The 25687-nt window shown below is 61.0% G+C and carries 23 protein-coding genes; 16 read left to right on the plus strand and 7 right to left on the minus strand.

What is annotated here, in order from left to right:
- Positions 1-8 precede the first annotated feature (8 nt).
- Positions 9-722 (plus strand): membrane integrity-associated transporter subunit PqiC, encoded by a 714-nt coding sequence (locus F8N96_RS05855; protein ID WP_150797018.1) that lies wholly within the window; start codon positions 9-11, stop codon positions 720-722.
- 250 nt (positions 723-972) lie between these two features.
- On the opposite strand, the gene F8N96_RS05860 is transcribed toward F8N96_RS05855, so the two are convergent.
- Positions 973-2505 (minus strand): AhpA/YtjB family protein, encoded by a 1533-nt coding sequence (locus tag F8N96_RS05860; RefSeq protein ID WP_150797019.1) that lies wholly within the window; start codon positions 2503-2505, stop codon positions 973-975.
- 134 nt (positions 2506-2639) lie between these two features.
- Here F8N96_RS05860 and serB point away from each other — a divergent pair, with 134 nt between their 5' ends.
- Entirely contained in the window at positions 2640-3854 is a 1215-nt protein-coding gene (gene serB / locus F8N96_RS05865; protein ID WP_150797020.1) for a phosphoserine phosphatase SerB, read from the plus strand.
- Between the two features lie 120 nt (positions 3855-3974).
- Here serB and F8N96_RS05870 read toward each other — a convergent pair whose 3' ends face one another.
- Positions 3975-5753, minus strand: coding sequence for a molecular chaperone (locus F8N96_RS05870; protein WP_150797021.1), 1779 nt, complete (start codon positions 5751-5753; stop codon positions 3975-3977).
- A gap of 226 nt (positions 5754-5979) precedes the next feature.
- Here F8N96_RS05870 and F8N96_RS05875 point away from each other — a divergent pair, with 226 nt between their 5' ends.
- On the plus strand, positions 5980-6381 hold the full coding sequence (locus F8N96_RS05875) for a lectin OAA (protein WP_150797022.1): 402 nt from the start codon (positions 5980-5982) through the stop codon (positions 6379-6381).
- Positions 6382-6437: 56 nt separating this feature from the next.
- Here F8N96_RS05875 and asd read toward each other — a convergent pair whose 3' ends face one another.
- The 3 genes from asd to F8N96_RS05890 are packed head-to-tail and all read right to left on the minus strand — an operon-like array spanning position 6438 to position 9714.
- On the minus strand, positions 6438-7298 hold the full coding sequence (gene asd, locus F8N96_RS05880; protein ID WP_064675599.1) for an archaetidylserine decarboxylase: 861 nt from the start codon (positions 7296-7298) through the stop codon (positions 6438-6440).
- An 18-nt stretch (positions 7299-7316) separates the two neighbouring features.
- Positions 7317-8132 (minus strand): thiosulfate sulfurtransferase, encoded by an 816-nt coding sequence (rhdA, locus tag F8N96_RS05885; protein WP_150797023.1) that lies wholly within the window; start codon positions 8130-8132, stop codon positions 7317-7319.
- Between the two features lie 43 nt (positions 8133-8175).
- Complete coding sequence (locus F8N96_RS05890; protein ID WP_150797024.1) at positions 8176-9714, minus strand: HDOD domain-containing protein; 1539 nt, start codon at positions 9712-9714, stop codon at positions 8176-8178.
- A gap of 193 nt (positions 9715-9907) precedes the next feature.
- Here F8N96_RS05890 and motA point away from each other — a divergent pair, with 193 nt between their 5' ends.
- Both motA and motB read left to right on the plus strand, forming a co-directional pair.
- Positions 9908-10759, plus strand: coding sequence for a flagellar motor stator protein MotA (motA, locus tag F8N96_RS05895; RefSeq protein ID WP_150797025.1), 852 nt, complete (start codon positions 9908-9910; stop codon positions 10757-10759).
- Positions 10760-10762: 3 nt separating this feature from the next.
- Entirely contained in the window at positions 10763-11791 is a 1029-nt protein-coding gene (gene motB, locus F8N96_RS05900; RefSeq protein WP_150797026.1) for a flagellar motor protein MotB, read from the plus strand.
- 87 nt (positions 11792-11878) lie between these two features.
- Here motB and rsgA read toward each other — a convergent pair whose 3' ends face one another.
- Entirely contained in the window at positions 11879-12910 is a 1032-nt protein-coding gene (rsgA, locus tag F8N96_RS05905; RefSeq protein ID WP_064675604.1) for a small ribosomal subunit biogenesis GTPase RsgA, read from the minus strand.
- 107 nt (positions 12911-13017) lie between these two features.
- On the opposite strand from rsgA, the gene orn reads away from it, so the two are divergent.
- Both orn and F8N96_RS05915 read left to right on the plus strand, forming a co-directional pair.
- Positions 13018-13560: an oligoribonuclease gene (orn, locus tag F8N96_RS05910; protein WP_064675605.1), complete on the plus strand. Its 543-nt coding sequence runs from the start codon at positions 13018-13020 to the stop codon at positions 13558-13560.
- Between the two features lie 200 nt (positions 13561-13760).
- Positions 13761-14372, plus strand: coding sequence for a trimeric intracellular cation channel family protein (locus F8N96_RS05915; protein WP_064675606.1), 612 nt, complete (start codon positions 13761-13763; stop codon positions 14370-14372).
- Positions 14373-14466: 94 nt separating this feature from the next.
- Here F8N96_RS05915 and queG read toward each other — a convergent pair whose 3' ends face one another.
- On the minus strand, positions 14467-15531 hold the full coding sequence (gene queG, locus F8N96_RS05920; RefSeq protein ID WP_150797027.1) for a tRNA epoxyqueuosine(34) reductase QueG: 1065 nt from the start codon (positions 15529-15531) through the stop codon (positions 14467-14469).
- Positions 15532-15594: 63 nt separating this feature from the next.
- Between queG and F8N96_RS05925 the strand changes: the two genes are divergently transcribed.
- The 9 genes from F8N96_RS05925 (at position 15595) to hflC (ending at position 25666) form a co-directional block, all read left to right on the plus strand.
- A complete protein-coding gene (locus F8N96_RS05925) occupies positions 15595-17094 on the plus strand; it encodes an NAD(P)H-hydrate dehydratase (protein WP_150797028.1) in 1500 nt (499 codons plus the stop codon).
- Entirely contained in the window at positions 17082-17552 is a 471-nt protein-coding gene (gene tsaE, locus F8N96_RS05930) for a tRNA (adenosine(37)-N6)-threonylcarbamoyltransferase complex ATPase subunit type 1 TsaE (RefSeq protein ID WP_150797029.1), read from the plus strand. The genes F8N96_RS05925 and tsaE overlap by 13 nt, the downstream gene beginning before the upstream one ends.
- Positions 17553-18980 (plus strand): N-acetylmuramoyl-L-alanine amidase, encoded by a 1428-nt coding sequence (locus F8N96_RS05935; protein WP_150797030.1) that lies wholly within the window; start codon positions 17553-17555, stop codon positions 18978-18980.
- Positions 18977-20881 (plus strand): DNA mismatch repair endonuclease MutL, encoded by a 1905-nt coding sequence (gene mutL, locus F8N96_RS05940; protein WP_150797031.1) that lies wholly within the window; start codon positions 18977-18979, stop codon positions 20879-20881. Before F8N96_RS05935 ends, mutL begins: the two co-directional genes overlap by 4 nt.
- Entirely contained in the window at positions 20881-21852 is a 972-nt protein-coding gene (gene miaA / locus F8N96_RS05945) for a tRNA (adenosine(37)-N6)-dimethylallyltransferase MiaA (protein WP_150797032.1), read from the plus strand. Before mutL ends, miaA begins: the two co-directional genes overlap by 1 nt.
- Before the next feature lie 95 nt (positions 21853-21947).
- Positions 21948-22214 carry an RNA chaperone Hfq gene (gene hfq, locus F8N96_RS05950; RefSeq protein WP_150797033.1) on the plus strand — a complete coding sequence of 89 codons (267 nt, stop codon included), beginning with the start codon at positions 21948-21950 and terminating at the stop codon, positions 22212-22214.
- A gap of 12 nt (positions 22215-22226) precedes the next feature.
- Positions 22227-23528 (plus strand): ribosome rescue GTPase HflX, encoded by a 1302-nt coding sequence (hflX, locus tag F8N96_RS05955; RefSeq protein ID WP_150763514.1) that lies wholly within the window; start codon positions 22227-22229, stop codon positions 23526-23528.
- Positions 23529-23624: 96 nt separating this feature from the next.
- The gene (gene hflK / locus F8N96_RS05960) at positions 23625-24797 is read left to right on the plus strand and encodes an FtsH protease activity modulator HflK (RefSeq protein ID WP_150797034.1); all 1173 of its coding nucleotides are present in this window, start codon (positions 23625-23627) and stop codon (positions 24795-24797) included.
- Positions 24797-25666, plus strand: coding sequence for a protease modulator HflC (hflC, locus tag F8N96_RS05965; RefSeq protein ID WP_150763516.1), 870 nt, complete (start codon positions 24797-24799; stop codon positions 25664-25666). Before hflK ends, hflC begins: the two co-directional genes overlap by 1 nt.
- The last annotated feature ends 21 nt before the right edge of the window (positions 25667-25687 follow it).

The following is a 25687-nucleotide window of genomic DNA, read 5'->3' on the forward strand; positions in this document are numbered from 1 at the left end:
ATGGGACGATGACTGCTCTGCGCCTTCCGTTTTTTTTGATGCTCGCCGGGGTCCTTGGCCTGGCGGGCTGCAGCGTTCACCAACCGGTGTCGCTGTATCAGCTGGACAGCGGAAGTCCGGCTCAGCCTGCGCAAAGCGCGGGCATGGCCGTATTGCTGGGTCCGGTGACCGTTGCCGATTATCTGCAACGCGAAACCTTGCTGCAGCGTCAGCCCGACGGGAGCCTTCAGGCTGCCACTGATGGTCGATGGGCGGGTAGCCTTTCGTCCGATATCGATCAGCTGTTGCTGCGCCAGGTAGCAGGGCATCTGGACAGCCAGCGCGTGGTGCTGGCGCCGGCGACGGTGGGTTTCACGCCGGATGTCCAAGTGCTGCTGACCATCACCCGGCTGGACTCGGGCGAGTCGCAACCAGCGATCCTCGATGCGCAATGGCGTCTGATCGACCGTCGTGGCCAGGTTCGCGATAACCGCATCATTCATCTGCAGGAACAGCATGCCGGCGGTACGGCGTCGCAGGTTCAGGCTCAGGGTGTGTTGCTGCAGCGTCTGGCGGAACAATTGTCGGTGGCGCTCAAGCCGCTGGCCAACCAGCCGCCGATTGCCGAAGCGCCACGCAAGCCTGCAGCCAAGGCTGCGGCCCCTGCGGCGGAGCAGGACAAGCAGCCGAAGATCCCGATGGCTTCGCCGATCCGGACCGATATGGAAGTGTTCAGGTTCTAGGGTTGGAATGATTCAATGCAAAGCCCGCCATGGATGCGGGCTTTGTTGTTTCTGCGGGGTGAGATCTTCGGTGCTGCTGATGGCCTCTTCGCTGGCAAGCCAGCTCCTACAGGGGTCGTGTTGTTCACGCGATGTGGGTACGACACGGTACCTGTAGGAGCTGGCTTGCCAGCGAAGAGGCCGGGACAGGCAACAAAAAAGCCCGCAGACGAGTGATCATCTGCGGGCTCCTTCACATCAGGGCTGTCGCTTAAGCCCGGCGCTCATGCATCCGCGCCAATTGTCGCTCGAGCATCGACGGATAAGGCTCCATCAGCCGCTCTACACAGCAAGCGCCCTCAGGGCTGGCGATCGGCCGGATCCGTGCACGCTGACGGATCAGCGCGTCGTCACTGATCTTGCGCTCCACCAGCAACAGGTTGCGGCTGTGTTGCGACAGGGCCAGGGCGTCCTGGGCCGTTTCGGTCAGCAGCAGATCAATCTGGCTCAGGCCGAACAATTCGTCGCCCAGGGTCAGGCCCAACTGCAATTGCAGGGTGATGCCGCTGTCCGCGACCTCGATCTGCAACTGATGGCCCAAGGCCCGCAGCAACTCACCGCAGCAGATGGCGTTGGTCAGGTAGTCGTCACCGCTGTCTTCGCTGTGGAACAGCATCAGCGTGCTGCCGTCGTTCAGGGTATGCAGTTCACTCTGGTAGAGCGACGCGGCCTGATCGAGGCAATCGCGATAGCGTTTGAGCAGTTCTTCCAGGCGTGCTCGGGGCAGGCGGCGCAGCTGCTCCTGTGCGCCCAGTTGCACGGCGAGCACGGCACTGTGTTGCGGCACGTTCGATAGCTTTGGTTTTACCAGCGCTTTCGGCGCACTGTCCACAGAGACATCTCGCAGGTCGGCGAACGGGTCTTCGTCATCGTCATCCTCGACGGTGCTGACACTGCGCCGCGGCGCAGGCTTCAAGGCGGCTACCGGGCGACTTTCGTCAAAGGCGGGATCGCGCAGGTTGCGCACTTCAAAGGCCGGATCGTTCTCTTCGTCGTCATCGGCATCGGCATCGTCGAACTCGGGCTCCGGTGCAGGTTCCGGTTCAGCCGGTTCCGGTGCGAAGTCCGCGTGCAACTGGCGAGCGAGGTCGCCGATTTCATCCTGACGCCCGGTGCCCGGCGTGTATTCGTCGATATTGCGCAGCCATACACGCAATTGCATCAGCGGCGTGGAAAGGTTGCGCCCCAGGCGCAGGCTCAGGGCCAACGACAAGGCCAGCAGAATGGCACTGAGAATGCCCATGCTTTGCAGGCTGATGGTCATCGGCTGCTGGAATTGATCCATGTCCAGGCTGATGCGCAGTTGCCCGGCGGTCACGTCCTGAAACGTGATCTTGCTCTGGTACATGCCCTCGGCTTCGCCCAGCAGGCTGTGCTTGGGACGCTGACCGGCTTCGGCGAGGATGCGGTTATCCACGCTGTAGATGGCGGCATGGGCCACCAGCTTGTTTTTGGTCAGGTTGTTGAGCAGCACGTTAAGACTGAGGATGTCGTTGGACACCAACAGCTCCGTAGCCGACGTGGCGGTCTGAGTGGTCAGGCTTTCGCCCAGGGCATCCGCCTGCTCATGCATGGCCTGCTTGAACTGCAAACCCATCACGCAGGCGTAGATCACCAGGGCCAGAGCGACCAGGATCACGTTATGGCTGGCGATGCGCAATGCAATCGGTACACGGCGGTGGCGCAGTGCACGGAAGATCAGCAGAAAGAAGTTATCGGTTTTTACTGGCGTGGGCCGGTTCACTTGAGCTCGGCTCTTTGTCCGTGAAGTTGACGCGCAGTATAGCGATAGGCCCTAGGCCGTCAAAGCGCTCACGGTGCCCGATGGTCACTGAATGTGGGTAGAATGCGGTTTTTTTCCACCTGCGGGGGTGCGCCTTGCGCGAAATCGTCCTGATAAACATCACGGGAGTCGACCGTCCGGGTCTGACTGCGGCCATTACCGGCGTTCTGGCCCAGGGTGGTGTGAACATTCTCGACATTGGTCAGGCGGTGATCCACGACACCCTGTCGTTCGGCATCCTGGTTGAAATTCCTGACACCGAGCAAGGCAAGTCGGTGCTCAAGGACATCCTGTTCACGGCTTACAAGCTCGATCAACAGGTGCGTTTCACGCCGGTGTCCGAAGAAGATTACCAGCAATGGGTGGGCAATCAGGGCAAGAAACGTCACATCGTGACGCTATTGACCCGCAAAGTGACTGCCGAGCAATTGCAGCGAGTCAGTTCGATCACGGCCAAGTACGGCCTGAACATCGACCACATCGACCGACTGTCCGGGCGTATGCCGCTGGATACCCCGGCCGATAAGGGCAAGGGCTGCATCGAGTTTTCCGTACGTGGCGAGGCGGCTGATCCGCAAGCGTTGCGGGCGGAATTCTTGAGCGTCGCCCAGGAGCTGAACGTCGACATCGCCTTCCAGGAAGATTCGCTGTTCCGCCGCAACCGTCGCCTGGCGGTGTTCGACATGGACTCGACGCTGATCGAAGCCGAAGTCATCGACGAACTGGCCAAGGCCGCCGGTGTGGGTGACCAGGTGTCCGCCATCACCGAGCGGGCAATGGCCGGCGAGCTGGATTTTCGCGCCAGTTTCAAAGAACGCCTGGCCTTGCTGCAAGGCCTGGACGTTAGCGTGCTGGACTCGATCGGCGCCTCTTTGCGCCTGACCGAAGGCGCGGAAACACTGTTCGCCGAACTCAAGCGTCTGGGCTACAAGACGGCGATCCTGTCGGGTGGCTTCACGTATTTTGCCAAGCAGTTGCAAGCCAAGCTGGGCATCGACTACGTGTTTGCCAACGAACTGGAAGTGGTCGATGGCAAAGTCACCGGCGTGGCGATTGAACCTATCGTCGATGCACAGCGCAAGGCGGATCTGCTGAAGGAGCTGGCGCACAAGGAAGGTTTGCGTCTGGAGCAGACCATCGCAGTCGGCGACGGCGCCAATGATTTGCCGATGCTGGCAATTGCCGGGCTGGGCGTGGCGTTCCGCGCCAAGCCGCTGGTGAAGCAGTCGGCGAAGCAGGCGATTTCCACCTTGGGGCTGGATGGTGTGCTGTATCTGCTGGGCTTTCGGGATCGTGACGGGCAGCTCTGATTCTTCAATTGTCTGAGCGGGCCCTTTCGCGGGCAAGCCTCGCTCCTACAGGGATTGCGCAAAACCTGTAGGAGCGAGGCTTGCCCGCGAAGGGCGCGTCGCGGTCTTACAGACTGTCCCTCAAAGCGTCTTCCACAACGAATCGAATTCCTGCTCGATACGAACCGCACCGCTCCCTATGGCCTCGACATTTGCAGCTGTCTCCACCAAGCGATAGGCAAACTGATTGAAACTGTGGGTGCTCGCCAACCGCCGATCCAGCCCGGCCCGGCGCTCCTCGCCGTGGGTATTGATCACCACCTTGTGCCCTTCCTGAAAGGGCAGGCGCGGAGCGAGCAACGTCGGCGGCAGGTCTATCGCACTGATGGCCGGCAATAACAAGCCGCGCAGGTATTGGCTGTGATCGTCATGGTCACGCAGCAGTTGCAGCCCGCAAGGTTCGGCGTAAGGCGCGACCTGCTCGATGCCCATTTGCGTCCCGCCGCCACGCACCTGACGGATCCAGCGTACCACTGCGATGCTCCAGCCCTGACCTGCAGAATCCTCGAGGCCAACCATTTCGCCCGCCTGGAGCTCGGCGGGCACTGCGCCTGGCCAGGCCAGGCAATAACCGCCAGGACTGTGATTGATCACCGCCAGGACATAAGTCGCAAAGTGTTGATTGCGGTCGGATGCCCCATGGCTGTCGTCGCTCTGCAGTTGTGGGTATTGGATTTCCTCATAGGGCAACAGATCGCCCACGTTGCCATGGGAGGCCACAGGGCTCCACAGGTCTTTGACTCGATCTGCAGGGGATATTGCCGAGAATTGCGCCTGTCGTGAGCCCGAGTGTTTCAGGATGTCGCTGAAAGAACGTTGCCCGCCCAGATAGAAGTGCAGCGCGCTCATGCCGATGCACAAGGTCAGGGTGCCTTGGCCGACGGTGCGCTGGAACCCGCGCTCGGCCGTCTGGCCCCAGGCGGCATGCAGGTGTTGCAACGTATCGAGGCTCAGCCCTGCAGGCACCGGCAGGGGTGTCGAACTGTCGGTTTTTTGCAAATGCGCTTCAATGGCTGCGACCAGCGGCAGCGGATCGATCCCGAGGACGCTTTGCTGCTGCTCCGGGCGAAACCGGGCGCTATAACGAGGCCCGGTGTCGCTGTCCGATGCGACGGCAAACAGTCCATCGGACCGTTTGCCGGGTTGCAGCTTGATCCATTTACTCCAGGGCTCCAGCACTTCGGCGACCCGGGCAATCTGGTTCTGCCGCAGTTGGTTGCAACGGGAGGCACCCAGCAGCAACGCGACGACGTAGGTCTGTTCGATGCTTAGCGTTTGCGTCTGGCTGGCCAGCTCGTCGCGCAGGCTCAGGTGCTGCAACTGATGCACACAGGCGATCCGGTACAGCTGATGCAACTCCAGCCACAGCCCTTCCGGTACCGGACAATAAAGTTCGGTGGCGCGGATCAACGGCCCGTTCAGGCAATGGATCGCACGTTGCAATGCCTGGGTCAGCAGCGGCGCACGGTCCTTGCTGAAACGTGGGGTGATGCGCACGACAATCTGTTTATAGCCAGTCGCCAAGTGGTTTTGCAGCGCCTGGCAGAGGTTGGCGATCTTGCGCGAACGTTCGTCGAGGACAATCGACTGATGCAGGAAATGCCGCTCCAGGTGCTTGCAGACGTAATACACCTCGGGCCTTAGCAGCTCGAGCATTTGCAGGCGGTTATCGCTGGGCGTCAGGAGTTGATTGAGTTCACTCAAGCCTTGATAGAGCTGGCGAGCGGTTTCGCCGATGTTGGCTTTAGGCAGATTGGCAATCCAGCGCTTGAGGTCGCGCGGGGTGGCCTCACAGAACGTCAGGCGCAACTGCTTGGGGATCGGCGCGCGTAGCAAGAGGTGGGAACTGGTTTCATTCATGCCGTGGACAAACTCCAACCGGGACAATGGGCAGTGAATGGCGTGACTGTACCAGCAATAGCCTGCAGGGGAATATTGGCAGGTGGGGGGATTACCGTCTGTCTGTCAGTCTGGTGACGTCCGGGTGTGCTACTAATCTGACAGTCGTGCGACTGGATACGCACAGTCGTACGGCCTGCTGCAGACGCAGGGCAGGTCTCTTCGTAACTTCAAGGAGATGAGGTTCATGTCTAGATACGTAGTGGCAAATCAATGGGGCGGTAGTTCGGCACCCTGGCATCCAGGTGGAGACTGGGTACTGGGCGCGCGGGACAACCAGAATGTCGTCGCGATCGAAATCAAATCGGGCGATGGCGGCAAGAGCTTCACCGGCACCATGACTTATGCCGGTGAAGGTCCCATTGGCTTCAAGGCTCAACGCACGGGCCAGAACCAGTACAACGTTGAAAATCAGTGGGGTGGTAACGATGCCCCATGGCATCCGGGTGGCAAATGGGTCATCGGAGGCCGGGATAATCAGAACGTTGTCGCGTTGAGCGTGACCTCCAATGACGGAGGGAAAAACCTCAGTGGCACCAACACCTACGCCAATGAAGGGCCGATCGGCTTTCGTGGCCAGATAGAGTAGCGGCACCACCGACATGTCCGGCCCCGCGAAGACGTTCGCGGGGTTCGGATCAGGCATCAGGCTGTTGGCAGGCCCATGCCCTGGCCCATCTGCACCGGCGAACCGGCCGCCAGTTCTTCGGCCCATTTCACCTGGTCCGGCCCGAATAGCACCACGGCTGTCGAACCCAGTTTGAAGCGACCCAGTTCTGCACCTTTCTCCAGATGGATCGGCGCACGGGCGGCTTCGTCGTAGCGGAAGGTTTTCAGCTCGCGCTTCGGTGGCGTGACCAGCCCGGCCCAGACAGTTTCGATCGATGCCACGATCATGGCGCCCACCAGCACCACGGCCATTGGCCCGCGCTCAGTGTCGAAAATGCACGCCACACGCTCGTTGCGGGCGAACAGCTCCGGCACGTTTTCGGCGGTGGTCTGGTTGACAGAGAAAATCCGCCCCGGAATGTAGACCATCTCGCGCAGTGTGCCCGCCAAAGGCATGTGCACACGGTGATAGTCCTTCGGCGACAGGTAAATGGTGGCGAAATCGCCGCCCATGAATGGCGCGGCATTGGCCGCGTCACCGCCGAGCAACTCCAGGACGCTGAAGCTGTGGCCCTTGGCCTGGAAAACGCGGCCGTGTTCGATCGGGCCAAGCTGGCTGACGGCGCCGTCGGCGGGGCTGAGGATCGCGCCCGGCGTCTGGTCCAGCGGACGGGCACCCTCTTTCAAGGCGCGCGTGAAGAACGCATTGAAGTGCTCGTAAGCGGTGAGGTCTTCGACCAGTGCCTGGGACATGTCCACCTGATAGCGCTTGGCGAACCACGCCGTAAAGGCGTTCTTGAACCAGCGCACGCGGCATTCGGCAATGCAGCCGGCCAGTCGCGACAGCAAATGGTGGGGCAGCAGGTATTGGCTGAGGATAAACAAACGCTTATTCATTGACGGTCCTTAAAAACCTTATATCTCTACCGGGGTGTCGGGATGGTTGCCCCATTCGCCCCATGAGCCGGCGTAACCTTTGACCCGCGGATAACCGAGGGATTTGGCTACAAGATAGGTGAAGCCAGAGCGATGGTGAGTCTGGCAGTGGGTGATCACTTCTTTGTCTTTGCTGATCCCGAGTTGCTCCAGGATCTGCGGCATGTCCGTGCGAATGCGCAGGTGACGCGCCGGATCCATGCCTGCGGTCCATTCGAAATTGACCGCGCCGGGGATGTGCCCTGCCTTGGCCGCCAGGACTTTTTCGCCGGAGTACTCCAGCGGTCCGCGGGCGTCCCAGATCGCCAGGTCGGCCGCGCCGAGACGGCTTTGCAGGTACTCGCGGGTAGCGATGGGTTCGTCGTGCAGGGTCAGGGGGACCGGGCCGCCGACTGCGGCCGGGACCTGGATCGACATGGGCGAACCTTCCGCCAGCCAGGCTTTGAGGCCGCCGTCGACATAGTGGTACCGGCTATGGCCGATAACGTCCAGCAGCCAGATAAAGCGTCCGGCCCAGCCGCCGCCTTCGTCGTCATAGACGACGTAGACCGCATCGGGGTTGTGTCCCAGTTCGCCAAACAATGCTTCAAGCGCCCCTTGAGTCGGCAGCAGGCCTGGCGCAGGCGCCTGACCCAGTTGCGTACGCTTGGGATCGACAAAGCGGGCGCCGGGAATATGCCCTTCGGCATAACGGGCGCTGCTGGTCAGGTCCACCAGGATCAGTTCGCGGGATTCGAGACGAGGGAGCAGGTCGCTCGGCTCGATCACCAGGGTCAAGCCAGAGAAGTCAGACATGTGAGGTCTCCAGAGCACAAAGGGGTGGATTGTAGCGCAGCCTTCATTGGCCGCGGTGGCTAAAGCTGTGCAGGGCTTTTTCGATGCACTGCGCGGTTTTGCCGAAGGCTTGCACGGTCATCTCCGAGAACGGCCCGCCACCCTGGTCCGCCACCACAATCATGATCACCCGGCCGTTGTTGACCAGGGAGCGCAGTAACAGGTGTTCACCCGCGAACTGCGAGCGCAGGTCGGCGGGCAGAAGGGCCGAGAGTTGCGCATGGTTGGCCGGGCCCAGGCGCAGTTGCGCCTGTTGCGAGAGCAGGCGTTGCAGCACGGTGCTTTGGCTGACAGGAAAATGCAGGCCGGCGGCTGCCTTTGGCAGCCCAAAGGCCTGGTGCACCCGCAAATTGACGTGAGTGCGGTCGGCCATCAGCAGCATCACCCGTTGCATGCCGCACGCGACCAGGGCGTCGCGAGCAGAGGTGGTCAAGTGCATGGCATTGGCGAAGCGACTGGGCTGCATCAGCAATTCGGCGCATTGCCTGTGCCATTTCGCCAGATCTTCGGCGGTCGGCGCCGGGACTGGCGGTAAGCCCGCGTGAATGCGCTTGATGCCCCATGGCCAGATCAGCGAAACGGCCGGGTGCCACACGCCTGGCCTGGCGTGATGACGGGCACTGGTGACGGCCTGTCGGTGCGACTGCTGCTGCACCTCGCCCATCGGCATTTGCAGGTAAAGGCCGGTCAAGTAGTGCCAGCGCTCAGCGTGCGGACTGTCCCAGGCCTGTTGCGCCGACAACGCCAGGCCATTGGCCAGCAACACGGTGTTGGCCGGTTGATTGAGCCAGCGGCGCAAGGTCGGATCGTCATCGAGGCGGTTTTGCTGGCGCAAGGGGTGCTCACTGTCGCGAGCGATGCGCAGGACCTTGACCAGTTCCCGTTGATGGTTGAGCAGCAGCCGATAACCTTGCTGCACCCAGATCGGCAGGTGCCAGAGGTCCGCCAGGGCCTGGCCTATTTGCAGCAGGCGTACGCCGAACAGCTGCTTCTCGACGTCGTGCGCCGATTCGCCTTTATGGATGACCCGTTGCTCCCACGCTTCAAGCAACTGCGGATGGGTCAACGCCAGCGGCCAAAACGGCGAGAGAAACAGCAGGCTGCCCCAATGAATGTCCTGCCACAGCCGCGCCAGGCGACTGGCGAAAAACCCGTTGGCCTGTTGGGTCGCGTGCTGGCTGATCAACTGCAGCTGACGCAGGGCGACGGGGATCTGTGACAGCGGCTCGGCGGGCAGTCGCTCGAGCAGTGCTTCAGTGCGCTTGACCCCGAGGCGATTGAGCGCTACTTCAAGGTTTTCAGCAGGCGTGGTCAGGTGGCCATGGGCATGCCGGTTGGTTTCGCGAATCACGCTCAAGGCCAGTACAGGGCTGTCCTGTATCATTTCGGCGATATCGCGCAGCGAACTGCGGTTGTCGCGGATGGCCCTGCAAACCCGATCATGGCTGGCTTGCGGAACGGGCAGGCGCACGCCATCGAGCAGCTTGACCCAGCCTTCGAGTGAGCTCGGCGACGGCGCTGGAACCTTTGTTTCGTTAGCCATGTCTGGACGCGATCATCGTCTGCATTTACCTATGCACGGAGCATATGCATGGAGCGTATGCCCGGAGCGGGCCAAATTGGCTTTTCGCCTGAACGGGCTATAGTCTGGCGCAGTTTTGCCGATAAGGAGAAGAAGAGATTTTTCAGCTTCCGAATATGACCTTGAACCCGACTCAGTAAGTGCTCCCCACCCTATGGCTAAAATAATCGGCATCATCGTCGTATTCGCGAGCGTGCTCGGCGGATACGTGCTCTCCCACGGTAAAATTGCCGCCCTGATCCAGCCTTTCGAGGTGATGATTATCGGTGGAGCGGCCCTGGGTGCATTCCTGCAGGCCAACCCCGGTCACATGACGATGCGCGTGTTCAAGAAATCCTTGAGCATGTTCAGCTCGCGCTTCACCCACACCTTCTATCTCGAGGTGCTGGGGCTGATCTACGAGATCCTGAACAAGAGCCGCCGCGAAGGCATGATGGCCATCGAAGGCGACATCGAAGATGCCGCCGCGAGCCCGATCTTCGCCAAGTACCCGGCGGTCCTGAAAGATGAGCGCATGACGGCGTACGTCTGTGATTACCTGCGCATCATGTCGTCCGGCAACATGGCACCCCATGAGCTGGAAGGTCTGTTCGACATGGAACTGTACAGCCTCAAGGAAGACCTGGATCACCCCTCCCACGCCGTGAACGGCATCGCCGACGCCATGCCCGGCTTCGGTATCGTCGCGGCGGTCTTGGGTATCGTGGTGACCATGGCGTCCCTGGGGGATGGCGACCAGCAGTCCATCGGCTTGCACGTCGGTGCGGCGCTGGTCGGTACCTTCTTCGGTATTCTGGCCGCCTATGGTTTCTTCGGCCCGCTGGCCCACTCCCTGGCCCACGATGCCAAGGAAGAACTGAACGTCTACGAGGCCATCAAGGCCTCGCTGGTGGCTTCCGCTTCCGGCATGCCGCCGTCGCTGGCGGTGGAATTCGGGCGCAAGGTGCTCTACCCGGCGCACCGCCCCAGCTTCGCCGAGCTGGAACAAGCGGTTCGCGGTCGCTGAGTCATGGAAAATAACCAGCCGATCATCATCAAGCGCGTCAAGCGCTATGCCGCCGGGCATCATGGGGGCGCCTGGAAAATCGCTTTCGCCGACTTCGCGACGGCGATGATGGCGTTCTTCCTGGTGCTGTGGCTGCTCTCCAACGCAACGCCTGAGCAGAAGATCGCCATCGCCGGTTACTTCAAGGACCCGATCGGCTTTACCGAAAGTGGCACGCCCTACATCATCGACCTGGGTGGTTCGCCAACCCTGGCACCGGAAGCCACGCTCAATCCCGAGGTCAAATCCCAACCTCAGCCGGACAAGGTGACCGTCGGTAACGAACAGGCCGAAGGCATGGCCGAGCAGGTCGAGAAGGAACGGCTGGAACTGCTGATGCAAGAATTGCAGAGCAAGGTCGATGAAAATCCCCAGCTGCACAAATTCAAGGACCAGATCCAATTCGAGATCATTACCAATGGTTTGCGCATCCAGATCATGGACGCGGAAAACCGGCCGATGTTCGACTCGGGCAGCGCTCGCCTGAAACCGTATTTCGAAGATATTCTGCTGGCCATGGCCGACACCATCAAGGCCGTGCCGAACAAGATCAGCATCAGCGGCCACACCGATGCCACACCCTATTCGGGTAGCGGTGATTTCGGTAACTGGGAGCTGTCAGCCAACCGTGCCAACGCGGCCCGCCGTGCGCTGGTCGCCGGTCGCTACCCGGAATCGCAAGTGGCGCGAGTCGTCGGCTACGCCTCCTCGGCACTGTTTGATCGGGAAAACCCGTTCAACCCGGTCAACCGCCGTATCGACATCGTGGTGCTGACCAAAAAAGCCCAGCGTGCCATGGAAGGCGCGCAAGGTGCGGAGCGTGCGCCGGAGCCGACGCCAGGGCAGGGCGCCCCGGGTGAAGTGCCGACCACGCCCGTCGACCCGAATGCATTGCCTGCGGATAAAGAGCCGCTACCGGCGCATGAGCTTCGCGAGCGTTTGAATCTGTTCGATGACCCGGTGCCGAAACAGGGTGAGCCGCCAAAGCCGTGACCCACAAAAAAGCCGCGATGATCGCGGCTTTTTTATCTTCGCAGGCTGCTGATCATTTTCGTGGCGCCACGAAAATGAACAGGCTACTTAGTAGCTGCTCTCCGGCAAGCTGGCAATGATCGAGCGGTAACTGTTCATCCGTTGCTGCTGCACGCGGCCTTCTTCCAGGGCCTTGAGCAAGGCGCAACCCGGTTCGCGGTCGTGTTTGCAGTCGCGGAAGCGGCAGGTGCCGATCAGGTCGTTGAACTCGATGAAGCCGGCTTCGACGTCGGCGCGGCTGACGTGACCCAGGCCGAATTCGCGGATACCCGGGGAGTCGATCAGCTCACCGCCACCGGGGAAGTGGAACAAGCGCGCGGTGGTGGTGGTGTGGGTGCCCTGGCCGGACAGCTCGGACAGCGGGCCGACGCGGGTGTCGACTTCCGGCAACAGGCTGTTGACCAGCGACGATTTGCCGACGCCGGACTGGCCGACGAACACGCTGATATGCCCGTCCAGTTGCTTCTGCAGTTGCTCCATGCCGTTGCCGTGGTGCGCCGACACTTCCAGTACCGGATAGCCCAGCGTGCGGTAGACCGCCAGCAAGGCATTCAGCGCCGGGGCGTTGTGTTCGTCGATCAGGTCGAATTTGTTGAGCAGCAGCAGTGGACGAATCCCCGCGTGCTCGGCCGCGACCAGATAACGGTCGATCAGGTTGGCGTGGGGCTCGGGCAGCGGCGCGAAGACGATGACGATCATGTCGACGTTGGCCGCCACCGGCTTGAGCTGGCCACGGCTGTCCGGACGGCAGAGTTCGGTTTTGCGCGGCAATTGCGCCACGATCACGCCGATGCCCTGGTTGCCGGCACGCCAGACCACCTGATCGCCGGTCACCAGTGCCGGGAGGTTGGCGCGCAAGTGGCAGCGGAACACCTGGCCGGCCAACTCGCCATCGAGCGCTTCGACTTCGACCTGCACACCGAAGTGCGCGATCACCAGGCCGGTCTGTTCCGGCCCCAGGTCGCCACCCTCGAGTGCCTCGACAGCCGAGGACTCGCGTTTGGCGGCGCGGGCAGCGCGTTCGCCCTGAATCTTTTCGATGCGCCAGTTTTGACGACGATTGAGTTGGCGTTTGGCCATGGGTGTTCCGTATCAAGAATGCAGCGATTAGGTAAAACGGCCGCGAGTTTAGCACGCCCGGCCACGTCCCTAGGCTAAACTGCGCAGCATTGCCTAGGAGTCGACACATGCAAAACCCGCAGAATCTGATCTGGATCGACCTGGAAATGACCGGTCTGAACCCCGATACCGACGTCATCATCGAAATGGCCACCATCGTCACCGACAGTGATCTGAACACCTTGGCCGAAGGGCCGGTGATCGCCATACACCACAGCGACGAGATCCTCGCCGGCATGGACGAGTGGAACACCCGTCAACATGGCGGCTCGGGCCTGACCCAACGGGTTCGCGACAGCCGTATCAGCATGGCCGAAGCCGAAGCCGAGACCATCGCCTTCCTGGAAAAATGGGTGCCGAAGGGCAAGTCGCCGATCTGCGGCAACAGCATCTGCCAGGACCGTCGTTTTCTATATACCCACATGAAATCCCTGGAAAGCTATTTCCACTACCGCAACCTCGACGTGTCGACCCTGAAAGAATTGGCCGCACGCTGGGCGCCGAGCGTGCGCGACAGCTTCCAGAAAGGCAGCACTCACCTGGCCCTGGACGACATCCGTGAATCCATCGCCGAGTTGCAGCATTACCGCAAGAACTTCATCAAGTTCTGATTCAGCGGTGTCCTCAAGGGCCCCTTCGCTGGCAAGCCAGCTCCTACACGGTTTGCGATACCTGTAGGAGCTGGCTTGCCAGCGAAGGGGCCCTCGAGGACACCATCGCCACCAAGCCGGCTCCTACATTTGCTAATTGCCCCCTTTTGGTGCCCGGACGATCTGGCTAGACTGCGCGCCTTCCTGCAAGGACCGCCCCCATGTTGCTGATGCTCTACCTGATCGCCATTACCGCCGAAGCCATGACCGGTGCCCTGTCTGCCGGCCGTCGCGGCATGGATTGGTTTGGTGTGGTGCTGATCGCGTGCGTGACTGCCCTGGGGGGCGGGTCGGTGCGCGACGTGTTGCTCGGCCATTACCCCCTGACCTGGGTCAAACACCCGGAATACCTGGTATTGACCTCGATCGCGGCGATGTTCACCGTGTTCGCCGCACGCTGGATGCGCCACCTGCGTTCGCTGTTTCTGGTACTCGACGCCGTAGGCTTGGTGGCCTTTACCTTGATCGGCTGCATGACCGCGCTGGAAATGGGCCATGGCATGTTGGTGGCTTCGGTCAGCGGGGTGATCACCGGGGTGTTCGGCGGCATCCTGCGGGATATCTTCTGTAACGACATCCCGCTGATCTTCCGCCGAGAACTCTACGCCAGCGTGTCGTTCGCGGCGGCGTGGTGCTACCTGCTGTGCATCTATCTCGAACTACCCGGGGAACAGGCGATCCTGATTACTCTGTTCGGCGGGTTCCTGTTGCGTCTGTTGGCGATCCGTTTTCACTGGGAAATGCCGAAGTTCGTCTACAACGACGAAGCCTGACACGGTCACTGTAGGAGCTGGCTTGCCAGCGAAGGCGGTATAACAGCCAACATGGATGTTGACCGTTATGGCCTCTTCGCTGGCAAGCCAGCTCCTACAGGGTTTCGTGTTGTTTCAGGGCCCATTCCACGTGTTCGCGGACCAGCTCCGAGGGGTAGTCGCGTCGCGCCTTCAACGCTTCCAGCACCGGAATGCTCGACGGCGCATTACCCAGGCCCACCGCGAGATTGCGCAGCCAGCGCTCGTAACCGGCGCGGCGTAGCGGCGAACCTTCGGTGCTGCTCAGGAATTTGTCTTCGTCCCACATGAACAATTCAGCCAGTTCGGCATTGTCCAGATTGTGACGCGGCTTGAAGTCGCTTTCCCCGGACGGACGGGCAAAGCGGTTCCAGGGGCAGACGATCTGGCAGTCATCGCAACCAAACACCCGATTGCCGATCAGCGGTCGCAACTCTTCGGGGATCGCGGTTTTCAGCTCGATGGTCAGGTAGGAAATGCAGCGCCGGGCATCCAGTACATAAGGGCCGACGAACGCATTGGTCGGGCAAATGTCCAGGCACGCGGTGCAGCGTCCGCAGTGTTCGCTGGCGTGGGGCGGGTCCACAGGGAGCGGCAGGTCGACGAACAGTTCACTGAGAAAGAAGTAACTGCCGGCCTTGCGATTCAACACCAGGGTATTTTTGCCGATCCAGCCCAGACCGGCTTTTTCGGCGATGGCCTTTTCCAGCACCGGGGCACTGTCGACGAACGCGCGGTAGCCGAACGGGCCGATGACCGCCTGGATTTTTTCTGCCAGTTGTTGCACGCGTTTACGGATCAATTTGTGGTAATCGCGGCCCAAGGCATAACGCGAGACGTAGGCTTTTTCCGGTTGGGCCAGGCGTTGGGCCATTTCTGTGTCGCCGGGCAGGTAGTCCATGCGCAGGGAAACGACCCGTAACGTGCCCGGCACCAGTTCTTCCGGGTGCGAGCGTTTGCTGCCGTGGGCGCCCATGTACTCCATTTCGCCGTGGTAGCCGGCTTCGAGCCAGCGCTGCAGGTGCTGCTCATGCTCGGCCAGGTCCAGGCCGCTGATGCCGACTTGCTGAAAGCCCAGCTCGCGGCCCCAATCCTTGATGGATTGGGCGAGGGCGGGCAGGTCTGTGGTAATAGCGGGCATGAGACGAGAGAAACCGGAGCTGAGGTGCGTATAATTCTGCCAGACATCGGAGCCCGAAGACGCATGCCGCACACTAAAGATGATTTACCCGACGCGCTGTACAGCGCCGAGCAAGTGCGAAGGCTCGATGCGAGCCTGATCGCAGCCGGCACACCGGGCTTCGAATTGATGCTGCGGGCGGCGCGCGCAACCTGGCGTGCGCTGGTCCGACACTGGCCGACGGCGAACGAGCTGAGTGTGGTGACCGGTCATGGCAATAACGCCGGTGATGGCTATTTAGTAGCTGTTTTGGCCAGGCGTGCAGGTTGGCACGTGCGCGTCCTGGCCGTCGGTGATCCTCGGCGTTTGCAAGGTGATGCAGCCCTGGCCCACGCCGAGGCCGTGGCCGAAGGCGTTGCCGTTCAAGCCTGGAGCTCGCAGTCCGGGTTGCGGGGCGTTGTGGTAGACGCCATGCTCGGCACCGGTTTGACGGGAGACGTGCGAGAACCCTATGCCAGCGTTATCGCTGCGATCAATGCCAGTGGCTTGCCGGTTGCGGCAGTGGATATTCCTTCGGGTCTTTGCGCTGATACGGGACGTATGCTTGGCTCGGCCGTCCGGGCTGATCTGACCGTGACCTTCATTGGCTTGAAAGTGGGGCTGTTCACCGGCGACGCGGCGGACGTGGTGGGCGAGTGGGTGTTCAATGATCTGCAGGCCTCCCCTGAGTCATTTAATGGCGTCGACATCAGTGCGCGTCTTCTGACGGCCGGTAGCGTGCCGCGACTGGCCCGCCGCGCTCCCACTGCCCATAAAGGCAAGTTCGGGCATGTGCTGTTGATCGGCGGTGATCGGGGTTTTGGCGGCGCGATCCTGCTGAGTGCGCAAACTGCGCTGCGCGGTGGCGCGGGCATGGTGTCGGTATCGACGCGAAGCGAGCATGTGCCCGCCGCACTGGCGAGAATTCCCGAAGCCATGGTATTGGGCACTTCGTCAGCCAACCAACTGATGGGATTGCTGGAAAAAGTTTCCGTGCTGGTCGTCGGTCCAGGCTTGGGGCAGGCGTCCTGGGGGCGCAGTCTTTTGTCGGCGGCGGCTAACGCACCGCTTGCGCAAGTATGGGACGCCGACGCCTTAAATCTATTGGCTGAAGGGCAGGTGAGCTTGCCCAGGGATTGTGTGATCACGCCCCATCCGGGGGAAGCGGCGCGGTTATTGGGCCTGTCGACTGCAGAGGTCCAGGCCGATCGTCCAGCCGCTGCCCATGCATTGAGCAAAAAATACACAGCGGTTGTGGTCCTCAAAGGCGCCGGCAGCCTGATCGCCAGTCCCGATGGACGTCTGGCGGTATGCGATCAGGGGCATCCGGCAATGGCTACCGCCGGATTGGGCGATGTGCTGGCCGGATTGCTGGGCGCCCTGCTGGCCCAGGGCATGAACGCCTTTGACGCCGCTTGCCTCGGTGTCTGGCTGCACGCCAGCGCCGGTGCACAAGAAGGTAAATCGGGCCGTGGGCTGGCGGCCAGTGATCTGATTCCAGTCATTCGTCAGTTGTTGGAGGAGCAATCACCGTGTCTGAAGTAACCCTGTACCTGGCTGATGAAGAGGCAATGACGGCGTTTGGCGCACGTATCGCGAAAACCACCAAAGGGCACGGTCTGATTTTTCTGGAAGGGGACCTGGGGGCGGGGAAAACCACGCTGTCCCGAGGTATCATCCGGGGTCTGGGGCATGAGGGTGCGGTAAAAAGTCCGACCTTCACCCTGGTCGAGCCGTACGAGATCGGCGACATCCGGGCCTTCCATTTCGACCTCTATCGTTTGGTCGACCCTGAAGAGTTGGAATACCTGGGTATCCGCGACTACTTCGAGGACGATGCGTTGTGTCTGATCGAGTGGCCCGAAAAAGGTGCAGGCTTTTTGCCAAAGCCCGACCTGACCATTACCATTAGCCCGCAAGACAGCGGGCGTTCGCTGAAAATTTTGTCCCAGGGCTCGCGTGGCGAGTCGTGGTGTGCCGCTTTGGCATTGGAATCCAATTAAATGATGGGGTCAGGTATGCGCTTTCGCGCGATGGTAGCTGCCGTAGGGTTGTTGTTTCTGGCGGTAACCGTCGACGCTGTGGCCGAGACAAAGGTCAACAGCGTTCGCCTGTGGCGGGCTCCGGACAACACACGACTGGTGTTCGACCTGACGGGGCCTGTCCAGCACAGCGTGTTTACCCTGTCTGCTCCGGATCGACTGGTGATCGACATCAATGGCGCGAGCCTCGGGGCGCCATTGAACGTCAATAGCTCCAATACCCCGATCACCGCCATGCGCTCGGCCCAACGCACGCCGACCGACCTGCGGGTGGTCATCGACCTGAAAAAAGCCGTGACGCCGAAAAGCTTTACCCTGGCGCCGAACGCCCAGTACGGTAACCGGCTGGTGGTCGATCTGTTCGATAACCCTGCCGACGCCGCGCCGATTCCGGCGCCGACCAACGTCGCGACAGTGGCCCCGGTACCCGTCACTCCAATCGATCCACCGGTCAAATTGCCGCCAGCCCCGGCCGGCAAGCGCGACATCGTCGTGGTCATCGATGCCGGCCACGGTGGCGAAGACCCGGGCGCTTCCGGTTCTCGCGGTCAGCGCGAGAAAGACGTGGTGCTGGCCATCGCTCGCGAACTGCAGCGCCAGGTCAACGGCATGAAAGGCTTCCGTGCCGAACTGACCCGTACCGGCGACTACTTCATTCCCTTGCGCGGGCGTACCGAAATCGCCCGCAAGAAGGGCGCCGACCTGTTCGTCTCGATCCACGCCGATGCCGCCCCCTCGGCCGCCGCCTTCGGTGCGTCGGTATTCGCCCTGTCTGATCGCGGCGCCACGTCCGAGACGGCGCGCTGGTTGGCCGACAGTGAAAACCGGTCCGACTTGATCGGCGGTGCCGGTAACGTCAGCCTCGACGACAAGGACCGCATGTTGGCGGGCGTACTGCTCGACCTGTCGATGACCGCCTCCCTGACGTCCAGCCTGAACGTCGGCCAGAAGGTCCTGAGCAATATCGGCCGGGTCACCCCGCTGCACAAACAACGGGTGGAGCAGGCCGGGTTCATGGTGCTGAAGTCGCCGGACATCCCGTCGATCCTGGTGGAAACCGGGTTCATCTCCAACGCCAACGAAGCCTCCAAGCTTGCCGCCGCGAATCACCAGCAGGCGCTGGCGCGGTCGATCAGCAGCGGCGTGCGTCAGTTCTTCCAGCAGAATCCACCGCCGGGCACCTACATTGCCTGGCTGCGCGATTCCGGCAAGATCGCCCAAGGCCCACGAGACCATCGCGTGAATCCCGGTGAAACCCTGGCGATGATCGCCGTACGCTACCAGGTGTCGCCGGCCACCCTGCGCAGCGCCAATAACCTGGCGAGTGATGAGCTCAAAATCGGTCAGCATCTGACGATTCCCGGCACTGACCTGGCGGCCAAAGAATGAGTCAGGCGCTGACCAACACCGCTCGCATCGAGCTGCTCAGCCCCCGGCTGGCGAACCAGATTGCCGCCGGCGAGGTGGTCGAGCGCCCGGCTTCGGTGATCAAGGAGTTGCTGGAAAACAGCCTCGACTCCGGTGCCCGACGCATCGATGTCGATGTCGAGCAGGGTGGTGTCAAGTTGCTGCGAGTGCGCGACGATGGCAGCGGCATTTCCGCCGACGACTTGCCGCTGGCCCTGGCCCGTCACGCCACCAGCAAGATCCGCAACCTGGAAGACCTTGAACAGGTCATGAGCCTCGGCTTTCGTGGCGAGGCCCTGGCATCGATCAGTTCCGTGGCACGGCTGACGCTGACGTCCCGAACCAAAGAGGCCGATCAGGCCTGGCAAGTCGAAACCGAAGGTCGGGACATGGCGCCGCGGGTGCAGCCGGCCGCGCATCCGGTCGGCACCTCGGTCGAAGTGCGCGACCTGTTCTTCAATACCCCGGCGCGCCGCAAGTTTCTCAAGACTGAAAAAACCGAGTTCGATCACCTGCAGGAAGTGATCAAGCGCCTGGCATTGGCGCGTTTCGATGTGGCTTTCCACCTGCGCCATAACGGCAAGACCATCCTCAGCCTGCATGAGGCCCACGATGATGCGGCCCGTGCCCGGCGTGTAGCGGCCATTTGCGGCGCGGGCTTCCTGGAACAGGCGCTGCCGATCGAAATCGAGCGCAATGGCCTGCATCTGTGGGGTTGGGTCGGCTTGCCAACGTTCAATCGCAGCCAGGCGGACTTGCAGTATTTCTTTGTGAATGGCCGTGCCGTGCGCGACAAACTGGTGGCCCACGCGGTCCGTCAGGCGTATCGCGATGTGCTGTTCAACGGCCGTCACCCGACCTTCGTGCTGTTTTTCGAAGTCGATCCGGCGGGCGTCGACGTCAACGTGCACCCGACCAAACACGAAGTGCGCTTCCGTGACGGGCGCATGGTCCACGACTTCCTCTATGGCACCTTGCACCGCGCCCTGGGCGATGTGCGTCCTGAGGATCAACTGGCTGCGCCTGTGGCGACCGCCATCGTTCGACCGAGCGGGATCGAGGCCGGCGAGTTCGGTCCCCAGGGTGAAATGCGTCTGGCGGCCAATGCGTTGCTGGAGCAGCCCCAGGCTCAGCCGGCCTTCAATGCGACGGCTGGCTCGGGCGTCGGCGCCGGTTATCAATACACGCCACGGCCGCAGTCCGGCGTTCCCGCCGCTGAAGCCCGGGCTGCCTACCGCGAGTTCTTCGCGCCGTTGCCCGAGGCCAACGCGGTTGCGCTGCCGGCCGGGCAAGACGATATTCCGCCCCTGGGTTACGCGTTGGCGCAGCTCAAGGGCATCTATATTCTGTCGGAGAACGCCCAGGGCCTGGTGTTGGTGGACATGCACGCCGCCCATGAGCGGATCATGTACGAACGCCTGAAAATCGCCATGGCCAGCGAAGGCCTCAGTGGCCAGCCGCTGTTAGTGCCCGAGTCCCTGGCGGTCAGCCAGCGTGAAGCCGATTGCGCCGAAGAGCATGTCGCCTGGTTCCAGCGCCTGGGCTTCGAATTGCAGCGCCTTGGCCCGGAATCCCTGGCCATTCGGCAGATTCCGGCCTTGCTCAAGCAGGCGGAAGCCAATCGACTGGTCAGTGACGTATTGGCGGATCTGATGGAGTACGGCACCAGCGACCGGATCCAGGCGCACCTGAACGAGCTGCTCGGGACCATGGCCTGCCACGGCGCGATTCGTGCGAATCGGCGCCTGGCCCTGCCGGAAATGAACGGTCTGCTGCGCGACATGGAAAACACCGAGCGCAGCGGTCAATGCAACCATGGCCGACCGACCTGGACCCAATTGGGACTGGACGATCTGGACAAACTGTTCTTGCGCGGTCGTTGATGAACCAGCTCCCTCCTGCGATTTTCCTGATGGGGCCGACCGCCGCCGGCAAGACCGACCTGGCCATCGAGCTCACCAAAGTCTTGCCCTGCGAGTTGATCAGCGTTGATTCGGCGCTGGTCTACCGTGGTATGGACATCGGCACCGCCAAGCCTTCCAAAGCGCTGTTGGCCGAATTCCCCCATCGTCTGATCGATATTCTCGACCCGGCAGAGAGCTATTCGGCCGCGGATTTCCGACGTGATGCCCTCGAAGCCATGGCCGACATCACCGCGCGCGGAAAAATTCCGCTGCTGGTGGGCGGCACAATGCTCTATTACAAGGCTTTGGTTGAAGGTCTGGCGGACATGCCCGCCGCCGATCCCGACGTCCGCGCACAGATCGAAGAAGAAGCTGTACGCCTTGGCTGGCCAGCCCTGCACGATCAATTGGCAGTGTTTGACCCCGAGTCTGCAGCGCGCATTCATCCGAACGATCCCCAACGACTCAGTCGAGCGCTGGAGGTTTATCGTGTCAGCGGTCAAAGCATGACTGAACTGCGCATGCGACAATCTGCGCAAAGTACTGAAGCCGCCGCTTCGGGACAGCAACAATTGCCCTATACTGTCGCGAACTTGGCCATTGCCCCGGCAAATCGCCAGGTGCTGCATGAGCGAATTAAACAAAGATTTACTTTAATGTTGGAACAGGGATTCATTGACGAGGTCGTAGCCCTGCGTAAAAGAAGTGACCTGCATGCAGGGTTGCCGTCTATACGTGCAGTAGGCTACCGACAAGTCTGGGACTACCTGGATGGCAAGCTGACGCAAGCCGAGATGCAGGAGCGTGGAATCATAGCTACGCGCCAGCTGGCGAAGCGCCAGTTCACCTGGCTGCGCAGTTGGGCTGATTTACACTGGTTGGACAGCCTGGATTGCGACAATCTGCCGCGCGCCTTGAAATACCTGGGGACCATCTCCATATTGAGCTGAGTCCTTGCAATTGCCGTCTATCCTTGGGGGTCTGACGGCCACAAGCCATCTGTTTACCTATTTTTTTATATTGAATCCTTAAAGGAGTGCGGCACATGTCAAAAGGGCATTCGCTACAAGACCCTTACTTGAATACTTTACGTAAAGAGAAAGTGGGGGTCTCCATCTACCTGGTCAACGGGATCAAGCTGCAAGGCACGATCGAGTCTTTCGACCAGTTCGTTATCCTGCTGAAAAACACCGTCAGCCAGATGGTTTACAAACACGCTATCTCTACAGTGGTGCCGGTTCGTCCAATTCGTCTGCCAAGTGCCGCCGAAAGTGAACAGGGCGACGCTGAGCCTACTCCGGGTAACGCCTGATAGGAGTCTCCTTTGTTCTTTGAGCGCCACGGTGGTGGTGAACGGGCCATTCTCGTTCACTTGGATGGTCAGGACCCTGAGGCGCGCGAAGATCCGCAGGAGTTTCAGGAATTGGCAATGTCGGCTGGCGCCGAGACCGTCGCGTTTTTCAACGTGCCGCGTCATCGGCCAACCGCCAAATACCTGATTGGCAGCGGCAAGGTCGAGGAGTTGCGCGACCTGGTCCACGCCGAACAGGTCGATCTGGTGATTTTCAATCACATCCTCACGCCCAGTCAGGAACGTAACCTCGAACGTGTTTTCGAGTGTCGCGTGATCGACCGCACGGGTCTGATTCTGGATATTTTCGCCCAACGCGCCCGCACCCATGAAGGCAAGCTCCAGGTCGAACTGGCCCAGCTTGAACACATGAGTACGCGGCTGGTTCGTGGCTGGACTCACCTTGAGCGGCAGAAGGGCGGTATCGGTCTGCGCGGCCCGGGTGAAACCCAGCTGGAAACCGACCGGCGCCTGTTGCGGGTTCGCCTGCGTCAGATCAAGGGGCGCCTGGAAAAGGTTCGCAGCCAGCGCGAGCAGTCTCGACGCGGGCGCAAACGGGCTGACATTCCGACGGTTTCACTGGTGGGTTATACCAACGCCGGCAAATCGACGCTGTTCAACTCGGTGACCGATTCCGATGTCTTCGCCGCCGACCAGCTCTTCGCCACCCTCGACCCGACCCTGCGCCGACTCGAACTCGACGACCTCGGGCCGATCGTGCTGGCCGATACCGTGGGCTTCATTCGCCACCTGCCGCACAAACTGGTCGAGGCTTTTCGGGCTACGCTCGAGGAGTCGAGCAACTCCGACCTGCTGCTGCACGTGATCGATGCCCATGAACCCGAGCGCATGGCCCAGATTGAACAGGTCATGGTGGTGCTCGGGGAGATCGGTGCTCAAGACTTGCCGATCCTCGAGGTTTACAACAAACTCGATTTGCTCGAGGGGGTGGAGCCGCAGATCCAGCGCGATGCCGATGGCAAGCCGCAGCGGGTCTGGTTGTCGGCCAAGGACGGTACGGGTCTGGATTTGCTCAAGCAGGCTGTAGCCGAACTGCTCGGCGACGATTTGTTTGTTGGCACCTTGCGCTTGCCGCAACGTTTTGCTCGACTGCGTGCGCAGTTTTTCGAAGCCGGTGCGGTACAGAAAGAAGAACACGACGAAGAGGGCATCTGCCTGCTGGCCGTTCGTTTGCCGCGAATCGAGTTGAATCGACTGGTGAGCCGCGAAGGATTGCAGCCGATGGATTTCATCGAGCAACACACTTTGCAATAAAAGCCTGAGAAAGCGGTTGTGCCGCGGTGACAGGCATTCTGTAGCATTGGTTGGCGCGCCGTGGGTGCGTCTTTGCTTTATCAGATGGAGAGCGCTATGGCTTGGAATGAGCCGGGTGGCAACTCGAATAATCAGGATCCTTGGGGTGGCAAGCGCCGCAATAACGGCGACCGCAAGGGACCACCGGATCTCGACGAGGCCTTCCGAAAGCTGCAGGAAAGCCTGAACGGGTTGTTCGGTGGTGGTAAGAAACGCGGTGATGACGGCGGTGGTCCGGGCAGGAGTAGCGGCTTCGGCGGCATTCTCGGCATCGGCCTGGTCGTGTTGGCGGCCGTGTGGCTGTACAGCGCGGTCTACGTAGTCGACGAGCAGGAGCAGGCCGTGGTGCTGCGCTTCGGCAAATACTACGAAACCGTTGGCCCGGGTCTGAACATATATTTCCCGCCGATCGATCAAAAGTACCTGGAAAACGTCACGCGTGAGCGTGCCTATACCAAGCAGGGTCAAATGCTGACTGAAGACGAAAACATCGTCGAAGTGCCGCTGACCGTGCAGTACAAGATCAGCAACCTTCAGGACTTCGTGCTGAGCGTCGATCAGCCGGAAATCAGCCTGCAGCACGCGACCGAAAGCGCCTTGCGCCATGTGGTGGGTTCCACCGCGATGGATCAGGTGCTGACCGAAGGTCGTGAATTGATGGCCAGCGAAATCAAGGAGCGCCTGCAACGCTTCATGGATACCTATCGCACCGGTATCACCGTCACTCAGGTCAACGTACAGAGCGCAGCGGCACCGCGTGAAGTCCAGGAAGCCTTCGATGACGTGATCCGCGCCCGTGAAGACGAGCAGCGTTCGCGCAACCAGGCGGAAACCTATGCCAACGGCGTCGTGCCGGAAGCCCGTGGTCAGGCCCAGCGCATCATCGAAGATGCCAATGGTTACCGTGACGAAACCGTCTCGCGCGCCAAGGGTGAGGCCGATCGCTTCACCAAGCTGGTCAGCGAGTACCGCAAGGCACCTGAAGTCACCCGCGAGCGTCTGTACCTGGACACCATGCAGGAAGTCTTCAGCAACACCAGCAAGGTTCTTGTAACCGGCAACAAGAATGGCCAGAGCAATCTGCTCTACCTGCCGTTGGACAAAATGGTCGAAAGTGGTCGCAACACCAGCACTTCGGTGACCGGCGCCGCAGCCACCAGCAATGAAGCGAATGCACGTGCCGCAGCCGATCTGCAGCAACAGCAGACACGTACCAGGGAGAGTCGCTGATGAGCAATAAATCGCTGATCGCCCTAATTGTCGTGGTCGTCGTGGCGATCGCCGCCTGGAACTGCTTCTACATCGTGTCTCAAACCGAGCGTGCGGTGTTGCTGCAGTTCGGACGTGTGGTCCAGGCCGACGTTCAGCCAGGCTTGCACGTGAAAGTGCCCTACGTGAACAAGGTGCGTAAATTCGACGCACGCCTGATGACGCTGGATGCACCGACACAACGCTTCCTGACGCTGGAAAAGAAAGCCGTCATGGTCGATGCCTACGCCAAGTGGCGCGTGAAAGATGCCGAGCGCTTCTACACCGCGACTTCCGGCCTCAAGCAGATTGCCGACGAGCGTCTTTCCCGTCGTCTGGAATCGGGCCTGCGTGACCAGTTCGGTAAGCGCACGCTGCACGAAGTGGTTTCCGGTGAGCGCGATGCGCTGATGACCGATATCACGGCTTCGCTGAACAAGATGGCGGAAAAAGAGCTGGGCATCGAAGTGGTCGATGTTCGGGTCAAGGCCATCGACCTGCCGAAAGAAGTGAACCGCAGTGTGTTCGAGCGCATGAGCTCCGAGCGTGAGCGTGAAGCTCGCGAGCACCGCGCCAAGGGTAACGAGCTGGCGGAAGGCATTCGTGCCGATGCCGATCGTCAACGCCGCGTGTTGCTGGCTGAAGCCTATCGTGAATCCGAAGAGGTTCGCGGTGACGGTGATGCCCAGGCGGCTGCAATCTACTCCAAGGCCTACGGCCAGGATCAGGAGTTCTACGGTTTCTACCGTAGTCTGCGCGCCTACCGTGAAAGCTTCGCTAACAAATCCGACGTCATGGTCCTGGACCCAAGCAGCGACTTCTTCCGTTACCTGGAAAAAGCCAAGCCTTGATACCTCGTTGACCTGAATCAT

It is taken from the genome of Pseudomonas fluorescens, assembly GCF_902497855.1.
In the GTDB taxonomy this organism is placed as follows: Bacteria; Pseudomonadota; Gammaproteobacteria; order Pseudomonadales; family Pseudomonadaceae; genus Aquipseudomonas; species Aquipseudomonas fluorescens_BI.

Coding starts and splice junctions, on each gene's coding strand:
- F8N96_RS05875 (WP_150797022.1), top strand. CDS start 5,980: ATGTCTAGATACGTAGTGGCAAATCAATGGGGCGGTAGTTCGGCACCC.
- hflC (WP_150763516.1), top strand. CDS start 24,797: ATGAGCAATAAATCGCTGATCGCCCTAATTGTCGTGGTCGTCGTGGCG.
- hfq (WP_150797033.1), top strand. CDS start 21,948: ATGTCAAAAGGGCATTCGCTACAAGACCCTTACTTGAATACTTTACGT.
- orn (WP_064675605.1), top strand. CDS start 13,018: ATGCAAAACCCGCAGAATCTGATCTGGATCGACCTGGAAATGACCGGT.
- asd (WP_064675599.1), bottom strand. CDS start 7,298: ATGAATAAGCGTTTGTTTATCCTCAGCCAATACCTGCTGCCCCACCAT.
- F8N96_RS05855 (WP_150797018.1), top strand. CDS start 9: ATGACTGCTCTGCGCCTTCCGTTTTTTTTGATGCTCGCCGGGGTCCTT.
- rhdA (WP_150797023.1), bottom strand. CDS start 8,132: ATGTCTGACTTCTCTGGCTTGACCCTGGTGATCGAGCCGAGCGACCTG.
- mutL (WP_150797031.1), top strand. CDS start 18,977: ATGAGTCAGGCGCTGACCAACACCGCTCGCATCGAGCTGCTCAGCCCC.
- F8N96_RS05915 (WP_064675606.1), top strand. CDS start 13,761: ATGTTGCTGATGCTCTACCTGATCGCCATTACCGCCGAAGCCATGACC.
- F8N96_RS05925 (WP_150797028.1), top strand. CDS start 15,595: ATGCCGCACACTAAAGATGATTTACCCGACGCGCTGTACAGCGCCGAG.
- hflK (WP_150797034.1), top strand. CDS start 23,625: ATGGCTTGGAATGAGCCGGGTGGCAACTCGAATAATCAGGATCCTTGG.
- F8N96_RS05870 (WP_150797021.1), bottom strand. CDS start 5,753: ATGAATGAAACCAGTTCCCACCTCTTGCTACGCGCGCCGATCCCCAAG.
- motA (WP_150797025.1), top strand. CDS start 9,908: ATGGCTAAAATAATCGGCATCATCGTCGTATTCGCGAGCGTGCTCGGC.
- queG (WP_150797027.1), bottom strand. CDS start 15,531: ATGCCCGCTATTACCACAGACCTGCCCGCCCTCGCCCAATCCATCAAG.
- rsgA (WP_064675604.1), bottom strand. CDS start 12,910: ATGGCCAAACGCCAACTCAATCGTCGTCAAAACTGGCGCATCGAAAAG.
- F8N96_RS05935 (WP_150797030.1), top strand. CDS start 17,553: ATGATGGGGTCAGGTATGCGCTTTCGCGCGATGGTAGCTGCCGTAGGG.
- miaA (WP_150797032.1), top strand. CDS start 20,881: ATGAACCAGCTCCCTCCTGCGATTTTCCTGATGGGGCCGACCGCCGCC.
- motB (WP_150797026.1), top strand. CDS start 10,763: ATGGAAAATAACCAGCCGATCATCATCAAGCGCGTCAAGCGCTATGCC.
- F8N96_RS05890 (WP_150797024.1), bottom strand. CDS start 9,714: ATGGCTAACGAAACAAAGGTTCCAGCGCCGTCGCCGAGCTCACTCGAA.